At 56.3% G+C, this 14,635-nt stretch carries 16 protein-coding genes and 4 tRNA genes; 5 read left to right on the top strand and 15 right to left on the bottom strand.

Features of this window, described 5'->3' with window-relative positions; all coding sequences use genetic code 11:
- Positions 1 to 38 precede the first annotated feature (38 nt).
- The 15 genes from ABR39_RS18315 to mltB form a co-directional block, all read right to left on the bottom strand.
- Complete coding sequence (locus ABR39_RS18315; protein ID WP_008499541.1) at positions 39 to 467, bottom strand: YqaA family protein; 429 nt, start codon at positions 465 to 467, stop codon at positions 39 to 41.
- Entirely contained in the window at positions 464 to 1,030 is a 567-nt protein-coding gene (yqaB, locus tag ABR39_RS18310) for a fructose-1-phosphate/6-phosphogluconate phosphatase (protein ID WP_047348077.1), read from the bottom strand. The genes ABR39_RS18315 and yqaB overlap by 4 nt, the downstream gene beginning before the upstream one ends.
- Before the next feature lie 125 nt (positions 1,031 to 1,155).
- Positions 1,156 to 1,232: transfer RNA gene (locus ABR39_RS18305), tRNA-Arg, on the bottom strand.
- Between the two features lie 64 nt (positions 1,233 to 1,296).
- Positions 1,297 to 1,373, bottom strand: a tRNA-Arg gene (locus ABR39_RS18300).
- Between the two features lie 64 nt (positions 1,374 to 1,437).
- A tRNA-Arg gene (locus ABR39_RS18295) sits at positions 1,438 to 1,514 on the bottom strand.
- Between the two features lie 4 nt (positions 1,515 to 1,518).
- Positions 1,519 to 1,611: transfer RNA gene (locus ABR39_RS18290), tRNA-Ser, on the bottom strand.
- Positions 1,612 to 1,954: 343 nt separating this feature from the next.
- Entirely contained in the window at positions 1,955 to 2,140 is a 186-nt protein-coding gene (gene csrA, locus ABR39_RS18285) for a carbon storage regulator CsrA (RefSeq protein ID WP_000906486.1), read from the bottom strand.
- A gap of 241 nt (positions 2,141 to 2,381) precedes the next feature.
- On the bottom strand, positions 2,382 to 5,009 hold the full coding sequence (gene alaS, locus ABR39_RS18280) for an alanine--tRNA ligase (protein WP_047348076.1): 2,628 nt from the start codon (positions 5,007 to 5,009) through the stop codon (positions 2,382 to 2,384).
- Between the two features lie 131 nt (positions 5,010 to 5,140).
- Entirely contained in the window at positions 5,141 to 5,641 is a 501-nt protein-coding gene (gene recX, locus ABR39_RS18275; RefSeq protein ID WP_047348075.1) for a recombination regulator RecX, read from the bottom strand.
- A 68-nt stretch (positions 5,642 to 5,709) separates the two neighbouring features.
- Entirely contained in the window at positions 5,710 to 6,768 is a 1,059-nt protein-coding gene (gene recA / locus ABR39_RS18270) for a recombinase RecA (protein ID WP_047348074.1), read from the bottom strand.
- A gap of 89 nt (positions 6,769 to 6,857) precedes the next feature.
- The gene (gene pncC, locus ABR39_RS18265) at positions 6,858 to 7,355 is read right to left on the bottom strand and encodes a nicotinamide-nucleotide amidase (protein ID WP_047348073.1); all 498 of its coding nucleotides are present in this window, start codon (positions 7,353 to 7,355) and stop codon (positions 6,858 to 6,860) included.
- A 130-nt stretch (positions 7,356 to 7,485) separates the two neighbouring features.
- Complete coding sequence (locus ABR39_RS18260; protein WP_047348072.1) at positions 7,486 to 8,364, bottom strand: metal ABC transporter substrate-binding protein; 879 nt, start codon at positions 8,362 to 8,364, stop codon at positions 7,486 to 7,488.
- 14 nt (positions 8,365 to 8,378) lie between these two features.
- Complete coding sequence (locus tag ABR39_RS18255; RefSeq protein WP_047348071.1) at positions 8,379 to 9,239, bottom strand: metal ABC transporter permease; 861 nt, start codon at positions 9,237 to 9,239, stop codon at positions 8,379 to 8,381.
- Complete coding sequence (locus tag ABR39_RS18250; RefSeq protein WP_047348070.1) at positions 9,236 to 9,889, bottom strand: metal ABC transporter ATP-binding protein; 654 nt, start codon at positions 9,887 to 9,889, stop codon at positions 9,236 to 9,238. The genes ABR39_RS18255 and ABR39_RS18250 overlap by 4 nt, the downstream gene beginning before the upstream one ends.
- Before the next feature lie 260 nt (positions 9,890 to 10,149).
- On the bottom strand, positions 10,150 to 11,250 hold the full coding sequence (gene mltB / locus ABR39_RS18245; RefSeq protein WP_205626274.1) for a lytic murein transglycosylase B: 1,101 nt from the start codon (positions 11,248 to 11,250) through the stop codon (positions 10,150 to 10,152).
- A 253-nt stretch (positions 11,251 to 11,503) separates the two neighbouring features.
- On the opposite strand from mltB, the gene srlA reads away from it, so the two are divergent.
- The 5 genes from srlA (at position 11,504) to gutM (ending at position 14,619) form a co-directional block, all read left to right on the top strand.
- A complete protein-coding gene (gene srlA / locus ABR39_RS18240; RefSeq protein WP_023333189.1) occupies positions 11,504 to 12,067 on the top strand; it encodes a PTS glucitol/sorbitol transporter subunit IIC in 564 nt (187 codons plus the stop codon).
- The gene (gene srlE, locus ABR39_RS18235; RefSeq protein WP_047348068.1) at positions 12,064 to 13,023 is read left to right on the top strand and encodes a PTS glucitol/sorbitol transporter subunit IIB; all 960 of its coding nucleotides are present in this window, start codon (positions 12,064 to 12,066) and stop codon (positions 13,021 to 13,023) included. Before srlA ends, srlE begins: the two co-directional genes overlap by 4 nt.
- Before the next feature lie 12 nt (positions 13,024 to 13,035).
- Positions 13,036 to 13,398, top strand: coding sequence for a PTS glucitol/sorbitol transporter subunit IIA (gene srlB, locus ABR39_RS18230; RefSeq protein WP_008499554.1), 363 nt, complete (start codon positions 13,036 to 13,038; stop codon positions 13,396 to 13,398).
- Positions 13,399 to 13,412: 14 nt separating this feature from the next.
- The gene (gene srlD / locus ABR39_RS18225) at positions 13,413 to 14,192 is read left to right on the top strand and encodes a sorbitol-6-phosphate dehydrogenase (protein ID WP_047348067.1); all 780 of its coding nucleotides are present in this window, start codon (positions 13,413 to 13,415) and stop codon (positions 14,190 to 14,192) included.
- 67 nt (positions 14,193 to 14,259) lie between these two features.
- Positions 14,260 to 14,619 (top strand): transcriptional regulator GutM, encoded by a 360-nt coding sequence (gutM, locus tag ABR39_RS18220; RefSeq protein WP_045286053.1) that lies wholly within the window; start codon positions 14,260 to 14,262, stop codon positions 14,617 to 14,619.
- The last annotated feature ends 16 nt before the right edge of the window (positions 14,620 to 14,635 follow it).

The raw sequence follows: 14,635 nt of genomic DNA, 5'->3' as shown, positions 1-14,635 counted from the left end.
ATGGTTGACGATTGAAGGTCGCGTATTCATTCCACCAATTAGTGCCACCACGTCATACCCTGCAGCGTTGCCCATGCCACGAGAACATAGCGCAACGCCTTGCCAAGGCACAAAAAAAAGAGCACTGGCCCCCAGGAGATGCGCATCCATCCCGCCAGCAGACACAGTAAATCGCCTATTACAGGCATCCAGCTTAATAACAGCGTGGCAGCGCCATAGCGTTTTAGCCAGCCGACTGCCTTTTCCTGCCAGCGCGATTTTTCACGCAGCGGAAAGAAACGCCCAAGAATAACGTTAGTCAGCCCTCCAAGGCTATTACCCATTGTTGCTATTAATACCAGCAACCAGGGCTGACTCACGCCGGACAACAGCATCGCCACCAGCACCACTTCCGAATTTCCCGGTAACAGCGTGGCGCTTAAAAAACTGCTGGCGAATAATGAAGCAAGTGACAGCGCGTCACTCACAGTAAGCGCACATCCACCGCGGCCATGCCGGCATCATGCGCGGCCTGAATACCGAAATCGGCATCTTCAAACACAACGCATTTTGCCGCCGGGACGCCCATTAACTCTGCGCAGAGCAGGAAGGTGTCCGGTGCGGGCTTGTGATTTTTAACATGATCGGCGGCAACCACGGCAGAAAAATAGTGGCGCAGGCCAAGATGATTGAGCAAAGCTTCTGCAATTGCGCTTTCGCTGCCCGTTCCCACCGACATCGGACGACGTCCGTGCCACTCTTTCACGACATCAATCAGCGGAAGCGGGCGTACGGTATCTAAAAGCATGGCTTTTACCGCATCGGTTTTTTCACGCGCGAGCAGGTGCGGGTCAAGATCGGCGTGATTCATTTCAATCACGGCCTGCGCAATACGCCAGGTTGGGGATCCGTTAAGGGCGATCATCGCCTGAAGGTCGAAACGCATACCGTAGCGGCCCAGGACGTCAGTCCAGGCTTGACGATGCGTGGGTTCGGTATCCAGGATGGTGCCATCCATATCGAAGATCAAACCGTCATACTGTGCGTACATCGTGCTCTCGCTAAACGATTAACAAAGCATTACTTTATCGCAAAAGGGGATTTTTGTCGCTGATTGCGAAGTGATAACAACGAGAGTGATTAAGAACTAAACATCGAAGGGAACAACAGAAGAGATGGTGCATCCGGGAGGATTCGAACCTCCGACCGCTCGGTTCGTAGCCGAGTACTCTATCCAGCTGAGCTACGGATGCATCGGGATTTACTACTGTACTACTCGATATTCATATCACTTCTAAAGCAATATGAAGTAATAGATGGTGCATCCGGGAGGATTCGAACCTCCGACCGCTCGGTTCGTAGCCGAGTACTCTATCCAGCTGAGCTACGGATGCATCGGGATTTACTACTGTACTACTCGATATTCATATCACTTCTAAAGCAATATGAAGTAATAGATGGTGCATCCGGGAGGATTCGAACCTCCGACCGCTCGGTTCGTAGCCGAGTACTCTATCCAGCTGAGCTACGGATGCAAAATGGCGGTGAGGCGGGGATTCGAACCCCGGATGCAGCTTTTGACCGCATACTCCCTTAGCAGGGGAGCGCCTTCAGCCTCTCGGCCACCTCACCACACAACGCCTCTTTCGAGTGCTTCGAGTAACTCGTTAAGAGCTTCTCGTCGCTGCGTGGCGCATATATTACTTTCTGGGACTTATAAGTCAAACAATTTTCCAAAAGCTTTTATCGTTTGCACAAATCACACGCAATTCGCATGTAAAAGCCGCAAAGAGGGTGTTTTATAAGCGGATTTTGCAGGCATCTTCACAGAAAACCTGGGCAGAAATGACGGTGTTGAGACGAGTAAAGGGCAAAGGAGTGGTTAAAAAGAGAGCGATTGAAATTAAACGGTAACTTTAAGCAGGGAAAATGAAGGAAGAGGTTGCGTCTCGCCCGACAGCGAGACGCGACAATATCAGTAACTGGACTGCTGGGATTTTTCAGCCTGGATACGCTGGTAGATCTCTTCACGGTGGACAGATACTTCTTTAGGAGCGTTAACACCAATACGTACCTGGTTACCCTTTACCCCTAAAACTGTCACGGTGACCTCATCCCCAATCATGAGGGTCTCACCAACTCGACGAGTCAGAATCAGCATTCTTTGCTCCTTGAAAGATTAAAAGAGTCGGGTCTCTTGTATCCCGGCATTATCCATCATATAACGCCAAAAAGTAAGCGATGACAAACACGTAAAGTGTAAGCAGTCACGGCATCACATTCTGTTAAACGTAAGTTTAGCCGATATACACAAACTCAACCTGACTTTATCGTTATCGATAGCACAGTGAACAAGACGCCATAACGTTACCGCTATGGCGTCTGCTTGTGCTTTGTAGTTATTACAGTTTCGCGCTTACCCAGCTTTCAACGCTGGCCAATGCTGCAGGGAGTGCCGCCGCATCCGTACCACCGGCTTGCGCCATGTCCGGACGACCGCCACCCTTGCCGCCCACCTGCTGAGCGACCATACCAATCAGTTCCCCTGCTTTTACGCGGTCGGTCACATCCTTAGAGACGCCCGCAATCAGAGAAACCTTACCTTCTGCCACTGTCGCCAGCACGATAACGGTAGAACCAAGCTGGTTCTTGAGATCGTCGACCATAGTACGCAGCATCTTAGGCTCAACGCCCGCCAGATCGCTGACCAGCAGTTTGACGCCCTTAATGTCTACAGCCTTGCTGGAGAGGTTTGCACTCTCCTGCGCCGCAGCCTGCTCTTTCAGCTGCTGCAGCTCTTTTTCCAGCTGACGCGTGCGATCCAGCGCCACGCGCACTTTCTCGCCCAGGTTCTGGCTATCGCCTTTCAGCAGCTGCGCGATGTCGTGCAGCTGATCGCTCTGCGCATGCAGGCTGGCAATAGCACCTTCACCGGTTACCGCTTCGATACGACGCACACCGGCCGCCGTACCTGACTCGGAAACAATGCGGAACAGGCCGATGTCACCGGTGCGGGAGGCGTGAGTACCGCCGCACAGCTCGGTAGAGAAGTCGCCCATGCTCAGCACGCGAACGCGGTCGTCATATTTCTCACCAAACAGCGCCATCGCGCCTTTTTTCTTCGCCGCTTCAAGATCCATGATATGGGTTTCGATTGGCAGGTTACGACGGATCTGCGCGTTCACCAGATCTTCCACTGCGCGGATTTCAGACGGCTTCATCGCTTCAAAATGCGAGAAGTCGAAACGCAGCACTTTGTCGTTTACCAGAGAACCTTTCTGTGCAACGTGGGTACCCAGCACGTCGCGCAGAGCAGCGTGCATCAGGTGGGTTGCAGAGTGGTTCAGACGAATGCGCGCGCGGCGAGCTTCATCAACGTTAGCCTGAACGCCCTCGCCCACTTTCAGAGAACCGGAAATCAGTTTGCCCTGATGACCGATCGCCTGACCGTATTTCTGGGTGTCGCTTACGCTGAAGCTAAAGCCATTGCCTTTCAGCTCACCTTTATCGCCAACCTGACCGCCGGATTCTGCATAGAACGGCGTTTTGTCCAGAATGACAACAGCATCCTGACCTGCGCTGATGCTGTCTACGGCTTTACCGTCAACAAACAGGGCAGTCACTTTGCCGGTCAGCTCCAGCGCTTCATAACCTTTGAATTCAGACGCGCTATCAACGCGGATCATCGCGTTGTAGTCTGCACCGAAACCGCTGGACTCGCGCGCGCGACGACGCTGCTCTTCCATCGCGGCTTCGAAGCCCGCTTCGTCAACTTTAATGTTGCGCTCGCGGCAAACGTCCGCCGTCAGGTCAACCGGGAAACCATAGGTGTCGTACAGTCGGAAAGCGGTTTCGCCATCCAGCGTGTCGCCTTTCAGTTTCGCCAGCTCTTCGTCCAGCAGCGCCAGACCGCGCTCCAGCGTACGAGCAAACTGCTCTTCTTCGGTTTTCAGAACCTGCTCTACCTGTGCCTGCTGGCGTTTCAGCTCATCACCGGCGGCACCCATTACGCCAATCAGTGGCCCAACGAGTTTATAGAAGAAAGTGTCCTTCGCGCCCAGCATGTTGCCGTGACGGATGGCACGACGAATGATGCGACGCAGCACGTAGCCACGGTTCTCATTCGACGGGATAACGCCATCAGCGATCAGGAACGCACAGGAACGAATATGGTCCGCGATAACGCGAAGAGATTTGTTGTTCAGATCGGTCGCGCCGGTCACTTCCGCAACGGCTTTGATCAGGGTGCTGAACAGGTCAATCTCGTAGTTGGAGTTAACGTGCTGCAGAACCGCGGCAATACGCTCCAGACCCATACCGGTATCAACGGAAGGTTTCGGCAGCGGCTCCATCGTACCGTCGGCCTGACGGTTGAACTGCATGAAGACGATGTTCCAGATCTCAATGTAGCGATCGCCGTCTTCTTCCGGGCTGCCTGGAGGGCCGCCCCAGATGTGGTCGCCGTGATCGTAGAAGATCTCAGTGCAAGGACCGCAAGGACCGGTGTCACCCATCTGCCAGAAGTTGTCAGACGCGTATGGCGCGCCTTTGTTATCACCGATGCGAATAATACGCTCGCGCGGGATCCCGACTTCTTTTTCCCAGATTTCGTAGGCTTCGTCATCGGTTTCATAGACGGTAACCCACAGACGCTCTTTCGGCAGGTTGAACCAGTTTTCACCGGTCAGCAGTTCCCACGCATATTGAATGGCATCGTGTTTGAAGTAGTCGCCGAAGCTGAAGTTACCCAGCATTTCGAAGAACGTGTGGTGACGCGCGGTGTAACCGACGTTTTCCAGGTCGTTGTGTTTACCGCCCGCACGCACGCAACGCTGTGAGGTTGTGGCGCGGGAATAATTACGCTTGTCGAGACCAAGGAACACGTCCTTGAACTGGTTCATCCCGGCGTTGGTAAACAGCAGAGTCGGATCGTTGTTCGGTACCAGGGAGCTGCTGGCAACAACCTGGTGTCCCTTACTATGGAAAAAATCGAGAAACGCCTGACGGATCTCAGCGGTGCTCTTGCTCATAATTATCCTGAAATCAAGCTAACGAAATGTCGTAGCCAGCCCGTTTCGGTAAACCGTTGGACAGACCAGCTACTGGAAAAAGTGGGAATAAGATAAGTTTTCTTTGGTGGGAAGTAAAATCCCGCATGCGTTCAATCGGCAAAATTACGCCAGATATCCTGAATATCTTCCATCAGAAAGCCGCGGTAGAGCAAAAAGCGCTGGATTTTGACTTTTTCTGAAAAATCACGCGGCAGCGGTTCACCGTACTTACGAATGGCCTGCTCTTTTGCCAGTTCGCACCAGTCAATCTCGCACTCGCGCATCGCTTTTTCAATCGACTCCCGGGCGACCCCTTTCTGGTTCAGCTCCTGGCGGATACGCGCGGGGCCATATCCTTTGCGACCGCGGCTGGCAAGAAACCGCGAGGCGAAACGCTCGTCATCGAGATAGTGATGCTCATAGCACCAGGCAATCACGCGGTCATAATCTTCCGCGGTGGCATCAATCTCTTCTGGCCCGTTTTTACTCATCACCGGAGCCGACAGTTTTCGCCGTAGCTCCTGTTCACTGTGGTCGCGGACGGCAAGAATGCGTACCGCACGATCCAGTAAGCGTGAGTATGCCGGTCGACGTGATGTAGGTTCACTCATAAAAAACCTGCTGGTTCAGAAATGCAAAAAGGGCCGCATCAGCAGCCCTTCATCGTTAAACGAGAGAATTAAAAGTCTTCGTTAGTTTCTTCAGCATCCGCGGCATCAACCACGAAATCAGGTTTAGAGTCCTGGTTGTTCAGCAGAAGCTCACGCACTTTCTTCTCAATCTCTTTCGCCGCAGCCGGGTTATCTTTCAGCCAAGAGATCGCATTCGCTTTACCCTGACCAATTTTGTCACCGTTGTAGCTATACCAGGCGCCTGCTTTTTCGATCAGCTTCTCTTTCACGCCCAGGTCAACCAGCTCACCGAAGAAGTTAATCCCTTCGCCGTAGAGGATCTGGAATTCAGCCTGTTTGAACGGCGCAGCGATTTTGTTCTTCACAACCTTCACGCGGGTTTCGCTGCCGACGACGTTCTCGCCCTCTTTCACCGCACCGATACGGCGGATATCCAAACGGACAGACGCGTAGAATTTCAGCGCGTTACCACCGGTGGTGGTTTCAGGGTTACCGAACATCACACCAATTTTCATACGGATCTGGTTGATGAAGATCAGCAGCGTATTGGACTGCTTCAGGTTACCCGCCAGCTTACGCATCGCCTGGCTCATCATACGTGCCGCGAGGCCCATGTGAGAATCACCGATTTCGCCTTCGATTTCGGCTTTTGGCGTCAATGCAGCAACGGAGTCGACCACGATAACGTCAACGGCACCTGAACGCGCCAGCGCATCGCAAATTTCCAGCGCCTGCTCACCGGTGTCCGGCTGAGAACACAGCAGGTTGTCGATATCCACGCCCAGCTTACGTGCATAAACAGGATCCAGCGCGTGCTCGGCATCGATAAACGCACAGGTTTTACCTTCGCGCTGTGCCGCAGCAATCACCTGCAGCGTCAGGGTGGTTTTACCGGAGGACTCTGGCCCGTAGATTTCTACGATACGGCCCATAGGCAGACCGCCAGCGCCCAGCGCGATATCCAGAGAAAGCGAACCGGTGGAGATGGTTTCCACATCCATGGAACGGTCTTCACCCAGGCGCATGATGGAGCCTTTACCGAATTGCTTTTCGATCTGGCCCAGTGCTGCCGCCAACGCTTTCTGTTTGTTTTCGTCGATAGCCATTATTACTCCTGTCATGCCGGGAGAAGCGACTGTGCTTCACCGTGGATTTCTGTTCTGTTGGTGCAATTATACTGTATGGTCATACAGTATCAAGTGTTTTGTAGAAATTGTTGCCAGAGCGTTTTTAACGCATAAACGGTGGCCTGACGACGCACGCTTTCGCGATCGCCGCTAAAGCACTCCCGGCGGGTGATCCCCTCCCCTCTGGAGGTGGCAAACCCAAACCAGACGGTGCCGACAGGCTTCACGTCGCTGCCGCCGTCCGGGCCTGCGATGCCGCTAATGGAAATCGCGTAATCTGCCCGCGCCTCTTTGAGCGCACCAATGGCCATCTCGATCACCACCGGTTCGCTGACCGCACCATGCTGTTCAAGCGTGGATTCACGAACGCCAATCATCTGTGCTTTAGCTTCGTTACTGTAGGTCACAAAGCCACGTTCAAACCAGGCGGAACTGCCGGCAATATCGGTAATCGCTTTCGCCACCCAGCCGCCGGTGCAGGACTCTGCGGTGGTTATCGTCGCACCACGTTGCTTAAGCGCCAGGCCAACTATCTCGCTCAGCTGCATCAATTCATGGTCAGTCATTCTCGCTCCAGGCATCAGAAAAACGTGCTGCACAAGATAGCACTTTCTCATCAGATATGGGGATACGCTTCAGGTTTTACGAGGGGGCTTCAGAAAAAAGCCGGCGCGAACGCACCGGCCTGGAAGAATGCTATTTCATGCTGTCAGCGAGGGTATTCACGTTGTGGCGAAACGCCTTAACGTAGGTGTCTGCCACTCCGCCTTTTGCCGACAGCGCTTCCGGGTAAAGTTCGCCCCCTGGCTGCGCGCCCGTCGCCGACGCAATTTGTTTCACCAGCCGCGGATCGAGCTGATTCTCCATAAACCAGGTTTTCACGCCGTCGGCTTTAATCTGATTGATGATCTCAGCAACCTGCGCCGCGCTGGCCTCGCTTTCAGACGACAGCCCCTGCGGCGCCATAAACCTTACGCCGTAGGCGCGGCTGAAATAGCCGAACGCGTCATGGCTGGTCAGCACGTTACGCTTTGCCTGCGGGATCTGGCTAAAGCGCGTTTTGGCCCAGCCATCCAGCTGCGTCAGCTGCGCGATGTACGGCTTACCGGTAGCTTCGATCGCCGCTTTATCTTGCGGATCGGCTTTCACCAGCCCGTTCAGAATATTTTGCGCATACAGCGCCCCGTTCGCCGCGCTGTTCCACGCGTGCGGATCGGTCACGGTTTTGCCCTCTTCCTCAAGGGTGTGCGTTTTCACCCCGGTCGACGCCACCACTAGCTGTCCTTTAAATCCGGAGGCCTTTACCAGACGGTCGAGCCAGCCCTCCAGACCCAGACCGTTCACCACCACCACATCAGCCTTGCTCAGCGCCGCGCTGTCTTTCGGTGACGGCTCGAAGGTATGCGGGTCGCCGTCCGGCCCCACCAGCGTCGTCACGTTTACGCGATCGCCGCCCACCTCCTGCGTGATATCCCCCAGTATCGAAAAACTGGTGACCACATTCAGCGTTTTGGCCATCACGCCGTGTGACATCATCCCCAGCGCGAGCGCCATGACTAATCCTGTACGTTTCATCGTTTCCCCTTGCGTTAAAAAAGCGCGCGCAGGCTGCCTGCGAGCCTGCTTCGCGTACCCAGTAAAATGGAAATAAAGAACAGCGCGCTGGCGGTAAGCACAATGGATGGCCCGGCAGGTAAACTCAGTGCCCAGGAGAGGCTCAGCCCCAGCCACGCGCAGAAAATACCGCTGATGCCCGCCATCAGGAGCAACCCCGGCAGCGTGCGCACCCAGCAGCGGGCCGCCACAGCCGGCAGCATCATCAGCCCAACGGCCATCAGCGTGCCGAGGACCTGAAAACCGGCCACCAGATTAAGAACCAGCAGCGCCAGAAACAGTCCGTGCAGCAGGCCAGGCAGCCAGCGGGCGTTTACCTGGAGCCAGGCGGTATCAAACGCTTCCGTGACCAGCCCGCGATAGAAAACCGCCAGCGTGATAAGGGTGAACATGCAAACGCCCGTGACGAACAGCGCGGCGTCGTTGTCCACGGCGAGGATGGATCCAAACAGCAGATGCAGCAGATCGACATTCGACCCGCGAAGCGACACCAGCGTAACGCCCAGCGCCAGTGAGCCAAGATAAAACCCGGCAAAGCTGGCATCCTCCTTAAGAGGCGTGCGTCGACTGACCAGACCGGCCATCAGCGCCACGGTAATTCCCGCGATAAAACCGCCAATACTCATTGCCAGCAGCGACATGCCGCTGAGCAGGTATCCCACGGCGACACCCGGCAAAATGGCGTGAGAAAGCGCGTCACCCATCAGACTCATGCGACGCAGCTGCAGAAACACGCCGAGCGCGGTGGTGCTGACGGAAAGCGCCAGGCAAACCACCAGCGCGCGGCGCATAAAGCCGTACTCAATAAACGGCTGGAAAAAGAGATGCCAGATCATGCCACCCTCACCCGCTCGGTTTTCCACTGGGGAACGTCGGCGTCCAGCCGTAACGTCTGCGGGAAGTGGCGCGACACGCGCTCGCTGTCGTGCAGTACCGCGAGCAGCGTTTGCCCCTGCATATACATCTCCAGCATCAAATCCATTAACACGTTGCAGGTGGCTTCATCGACGCCGGTAAAGGGCTCATCGAGCATCACCAGCGGCGCCTGCTGCACCAGTACGCGGGCAAACAGCATGCGCTGAAACTGGCCGCCGGAGAGTTCATCGATGGTAGATAACGCCATGGATTCCAGCCCGACGCGCTCCAGCGCGCTCCTGATGCGTAATCGCATTTCGCGGCGAAACCCGGAAAAAAGCGAAATGCCCGGCCAGCAGCCCATGCTGACGACGTCCTGTACGGTCAGGGGAAACTGCGCCTCCAGCGCGTGACGCTGCGCCAGCCAGCCAATCACCGGGCGCTTTCCCTGCCAGCGAAAGCCGCCGCTCACGGGAGGAATAAATCCCGCCAGCGTTTTCAGCAGCGTGGATTTCCCACAGCCGTTAGCGCCGATAATGGCGGTCATGCTTCCCCGTTCGATCACACCCGAAAGAGGGCGCGTAACGGGCTGGCGGTCATAACCCGCCGTGAGCGCATTCATCACAATCATGGCAATGCCACCGCCCAGCGCACGGCCAGCCCGATGAAAACAACAAGCACCAGCGCCAGCAAAAGCCGAACCAGAGCAGAGAGAGAAAAAAGGGATGTTGACATCTCGATACCACATTAAATGTTATAACATAACAATAATGAAAGGCGATTGAGATGTAAATGGCGCGTTTGAAAAGGGAGTGTGGCGAAATGTTTCTGAAAAAACCTGGATGGGCGCGGGGTGCCCTCTCCCAAAGGGAGAGGGAGGAATAAGACGACTTACTGACTAAACGGCGACGCTGCCGGCACGCGGGCCTGCGATACCGCCAGCCCCAGCTGCCACACCGCCATCGCGTAGTGGGTGCTGTGGTTGTAGCGGGTAATCGCATAGAAGTTCGGCATGCCATACCAGTACTGATAGCCGGTTCCCACGTCCAGGCGCAGCAGGCTCACCTGGTCAACATTGCCCAGCGGCTGGGTTGGCGTTAAGCCCGCCGCCGTCAGCTGTGCAACGCTGTATTTGGTTTTGAAGCCGTTTTCCAGGCCAAACGCCTCGCCGTTTGCCTGAACGGCAACCTGACCACCCGGCGTCCAGCCGTGCGCTTTGAAGTAGTTCGCCACGCTACCGATGGCATCCACCGGATCCCACAGGTTGATATGACCATCCCCGTTAAAGTCGACGGCATACTGCTTATAGGAGGACGGCATAAACTGGCCGTAGCCCATCGCGCCGGCAAACGACCCTTTAAGATCGAGCGGGTCGTCCTGTTCGTTGCGCGCCATCAGCAGGAAGGTTTCCAGCTCGGAAGAGAAATACTCCGCGCGGCGCGGGTAGTTAAAGGAGAGCGTCGCCAGCGCGTCGAGGATGCGGGTTTTACCCATCACGCGGCCCCAGCGGGTTTCCACGCCGATAATCCCGACGATGATTTCCGGCGGTACGCCGTACACCTGCCACGCGCGGTTGAGCGCATCTTCATACTGATTCCAGAACGCCACGCCGTTTTGCACGTTGTCCGGGGTAATAAACTGTTTGCGATAGCGCAGCCACGCTCCGTTAGGCCCGCTCGGCACCTGAGCCGTCGGCGCCTGCCTGTCCATCAGGCGCAGCACGTAGTCCAGACGCTTGGCCTGAGACAAAATTTCGTGCAGCTGCTGTCTGTCAAAGCCGTGTTTGCTCACCATTTTATCGATGAACTGCTCGGCCGCCGGGTTATTCGCGAAGTCGCCGCCCATCTGCATCATATTGTGCTGCGGCTCCAGCAGGAATCCCCCGGAAGGCGCGCCCGCCGTTTGCTGAACGGCTTCGGTCTTAGGTTTGCTGCTACAGGCAGACAGCAGAATAAGCGCAGGCAACAGCGCTGCATAACGACGCTTGAACATGAGACATCCATTTAACGGGTTCGATAAGAACCCAGTATGGTAAAGCATCCGCAACACCTCAAGGAAGCGGTACGCACCTCCCCAACGCAAATCCGCCCTTTTTTCCACCGAAAACCATTCACCCCATCAATTAACTTTCAAAATAATCCATTTTTCTTTCATTGTGAGATCTAATTAACACTTTAAAACCTTTCAAAGTGATTATTATTAACCGCAGTCAGACAAAAACAAAAAAGCCCCACAGGAGAGAAGAATGATAGAAACCATCACCCACGGCGCCGAGTGGTTCATCGGGCTGTTTCAGAAAGGCGGAGAAGTGTTCACCGGCATGGTGACCGGGATCCTGCCCCTGCTGATCAGCCTGCTGGTGATCATGAACGCGCTGATTAACTTTATCGGTCAGCAGCGCATTGAACGCTTCGCCCAGCGCTGCGCCGGAAACCCGCTGTCCCGCTACCTGGTTTTACCCTTCATCGGCACCTTCGTGTTCTGCAACCCGATGACCTTAAGCCTCGGTCGCTTCATGCCGGAAAAATACAAGCCGAGCTATTACGCCGCCGCCTCCTACAGCTGCCATTCCATGAACGGCCTGTTCCCGCACATCAACCCCGGCGAGCTGTTTGTCTATCTCGGAATCGCCAGCGGCCTCACCACCCTTGGCCTGCCGCTCGGCCCGCTGGCGGTGAGCTATCTGCTGGTTGGTCTGGTGACCAACTTCTTCCGCGGCTGGGTGACGGACCTCACCACCGCCATTTTCGAGAAAAAAATGGGCATCCAGCTTGAACAAAAAGTCCATCTTTCAGGAGCCACAGCATGAACCGGATCCGCATTGAGAAAGGCACGGGCGGCTGGGGCGGCCCGCTGGAGTTCGACGCCACCGAAGGCAAAAAGATCGTCTACATCACCGCGGGCACGCGCCCGGCGATCGTCGATAAGCTGCGCGAGCTGACCGGCTGGGAAGCGGTCGACGGCTTCAAAGAGGGCGAGCCGCCGGAAGCGGAAATCGGCGTGGCGGTCATCGACTGCGGCGGCACGCTGCGCTGCGGCATCTATCCGAAGCGCCGCATTCCGACGGTGAATATTCACTCCACCGGAAAATCAGGCCCGCTGGCGCAGTACATCCTTGAAGACATTTATGTCTCGGGCGTGAAGGAGGACAACATCACTCTGGTGAATGGCACTGCCGCGCCGCAAAAAGCGGCACCGCGCGAGTACGACACCAGCAAGAAAATCACCGAGCAGAGCGACGGCCTGCTGGCGAAGGTCGGGATGGGCATGGGTTCCGCCGTGGCGGTGCTGTTCCAGTCCGGACGCGACACCATCGACACGGTGCTGAAAACCATCCTGCCGTTTATGGCGTTCGTCTCGGCGCTTATCGGCATCATCATGGCGTCCGGCCTGGGCGACTGGATTGCCCACGGCCTCGCTCCGCTCGCCAGCCACCCGCTCGGCCTGGTGACGCTGGCGCTGATCTGCTCCTTCCCGCTGCTGTCGCCGTTCCTCGGCCCGGGCGCGGTGATTGCCCAGGTCATCGGCGTGCTGATTGGCGTGCAGATTGGCCTGGGCAACATTCCCCCGCACCTCGCCCTGCCCGCCCTGTTTGCCATTAACGCGCAGGCGGCGTGCGACTTCATCCCGGTTGGTTTGTCGCTGGCGGAAGCGCGGCAGGACACCGTGCGCGTGGGCGTGCCGTCCGTCCTGGTCAGCCGTTTCCTGACGGGCGCACCGACGGTGCTGATTGCCTGGTTTGTCTCCGGCTTTATTTATCAATAAGAGGTTCCTGTCATGACCGTGATTTACCAGACCACCATTACCCGCATCGGCCAGAGCGCCGCCGACGCGCTGAGCGACCAGATGCTGATCACCTTCCGGGAAGGTGCCCCGGCGGATATCGAAGAGTTTTGTTTTATTCACTGCCACGGCGAGCTTAACGGTGAGCTGAAGGCAGGAAGCCAGCTTGAACTGGGCGAGGCGCGCTATGCCGTGACCGCCGTCGGCGACGTGGCCGAGCAAAACCTGCGCGAGCTGGGCCACATCACCCTGCGTTTCGACGGCCAGCCGCAGGCGGAGTATCCCGGTACGGTTCACGTCGCGGGCCCGGTTCCGCAGGCTGTCACCCCAGGCTGCACGTTAAAATTTGTTGCGTAATTAAGGAGATACACATGAGTCAGGTTGCCGTTGTCATTGGTGGGGGACAAACCTTAGGCGAGTTCCTCTGCCGTGGGCTTGCCGCAGAAGGTTACCGCGTGGCGGTAGTGGACATTCAGAGTGAAAAAGCCGCCCGCGTGGCGGACACCATCAACACCGAGTTTGGCGAAGGGATGGCGTACGGCTTTGGTGCCGACGCCACCAGCGAGCAGAGCGTGATGGCGCTGGCCCGCGGCGTGGACGAGATTTTTGGGCGTACCGATCTGCTGGTCTACAGCGCGGGGATTGCGAAAGCGGCCTTTATCAGCGATTTCGCGCTGGGGGATTTTGACCGCTCGCTGCAGGTGAACCTGGTGGGCTATTTCCTCTGCGCCCGCGAGTTTTCCCGTCTGATGATCCGCGACGGCATTCAGGGACGCATCATTCAGATCAACTCAAAATCAGGGAAAGTGGGCAGCAAGCACAACTCCGGCTACAGCGCGGCGAAGTTTGGCGGCGTGGGGCTGACGCAGTCTCTGGCGCTGGATCTGGCCGAATACGGGATTACCGTTCACTCGCTGATGCTGGGCAACCTGCTGAAATCGCCGATGTTCCAGTCCCTGCTGCCGCAGTACGCCACCAAGCTTGGCATCAAAGCGGAAGAGGTGGAGCAGTACTACATCGATAAAGTGCCGCTGAAGCGCGGCTGCGACTATCAGGACGTGCTGAATATGCTGCTGTTTTACGCCAGCCCGAAAGCCTCGTACTGCACCGGACAGTCGATCAACGTCACCGGCGGGCAGGTGATGTTCTGATCGAGCGGGCTGATGCCCTCACCCTAACCCTCTCCCACCGGGAGAGGGAACAAAATAAGGAGCCGATATGGTCACCGCACTCATCACCGTTGCCGCCCTCGCCTGGATCTGCCAGATGGCGTTTGGCGGCTGGCAGATCCACCAGTTTAACCGCGCGTTTGACGCCCTGTGTCAGAAAGGCCGCGTGGGCGTCGGGCGTTCCGGCGGACGCTTCAAACCGCGGGTCGTCGTCGCCGTGGCGCTGGATGAAAATAATAACGTCTGCGATTCGCTCATCATGCGCGGCATGACCGTCTTCGCCCGTCCGGTGAAAATTCAGGCAATTAACGGCATTTCATTGCAGGAATTGCGGCCTGATGTGATCTTTCCCCATGATCCACTCTGTCAGAATGCACTATCATTAGCGCTTAATCTGAAACATGGATAATTTCGTTGTGAAAGCT

Source organism: Enterobacter genomosp. O, from assembly GCF_001022965.1.
Lineage (GTDB): Bacteria > Pseudomonadota > Gammaproteobacteria > Enterobacterales > Enterobacteriaceae > Enterobacter > Enterobacter cloacae_L.
This window is presented reverse-complemented; position numbering and strand designations above follow the sequence as displayed.

What these genes read in the sequence shown, in the direction of transcription:
- srlD (WP_047348067.1), top strand. Translation starts at nt 13,413, where the DNA reads ATGAGTCAGGTTGCCGTTGTCATTGGTGGGGGACAAACCTTAGGCGAG.
- ABR39_RS18250 (WP_047348070.1), bottom strand. Translation starts at nt 9,889, where the DNA reads ATGATTGTGATGAATGCGCTCACGGCGGGTTATGACCGCCAGCCCGTT.
- srlA (WP_023333189.1), top strand. Translation starts at nt 11,504, where the DNA reads ATGATAGAAACCATCACCCACGGCGCCGAGTGGTTCATCGGGCTGTTT.
- mltB (WP_205626274.1), bottom strand. Translation starts at nt 11,250, where the DNA reads ATGTTCAAGCGTCGTTATGCAGCGCTGTTGCCTGCGCTTATTCTGCTG.
- recX (WP_047348075.1), bottom strand. Translation starts at nt 5,641, where the DNA reads ATGAGTGAACCTACATCACGTCGACCGGCATACTCACGCTTACTGGAT.
- srlE (WP_047348068.1), top strand. Translation starts at nt 12,064, where the DNA reads ATGAACCGGATCCGCATTGAGAAAGGCACGGGCGGCTGGGGCGGCCCG.
- srlB (WP_008499554.1), top strand. Translation starts at nt 13,036, where the DNA reads ATGACCGTGATTTACCAGACCACCATTACCCGCATCGGCCAGAGCGCC.
- csrA (WP_000906486.1), bottom strand. Translation starts at nt 2,140, where the DNA reads ATGCTGATTCTGACTCGTCGAGTTGGTGAGACCCTCATGATTGGGGAT.
- alaS (WP_047348076.1), bottom strand. Translation starts at nt 5,009, where the DNA reads ATGAGCAAGAGCACCGCTGAGATCCGTCAGGCGTTTCTCGATTTTTTC.
- ABR39_RS18255 (WP_047348071.1), bottom strand. Translation starts at nt 9,239, where the DNA reads ATGATCTGGCATCTCTTTTTCCAGCCGTTTATTGAGTACGGCTTTATG.
- pncC (WP_047348073.1), bottom strand. Translation starts at nt 7,355, where the DNA reads ATGACTGACCATGAATTGATGCAGCTGAGCGAGATAGTTGGCCTGGCG.
- ABR39_RS18260 (WP_047348072.1), bottom strand. Translation starts at nt 8,364, where the DNA reads ATGAAACGTACAGGATTAGTCATGGCGCTCGCGCTGGGGATGATGTCA.
- yqaB (WP_047348077.1), bottom strand. Translation starts at nt 1,030, where the DNA reads ATGTACGCACAGTATGACGGTTTGATCTTCGATATGGATGGCACCATC.
- recA (WP_047348074.1), bottom strand. Translation starts at nt 6,768, where the DNA reads ATGGCTATCGACGAAAACAAACAGAAAGCGTTGGCGGCAGCACTGGGC.
- gutM (WP_045286053.1), top strand. Translation starts at nt 14,260, where the DNA reads ATGGTCACCGCACTCATCACCGTTGCCGCCCTCGCCTGGATCTGCCAG.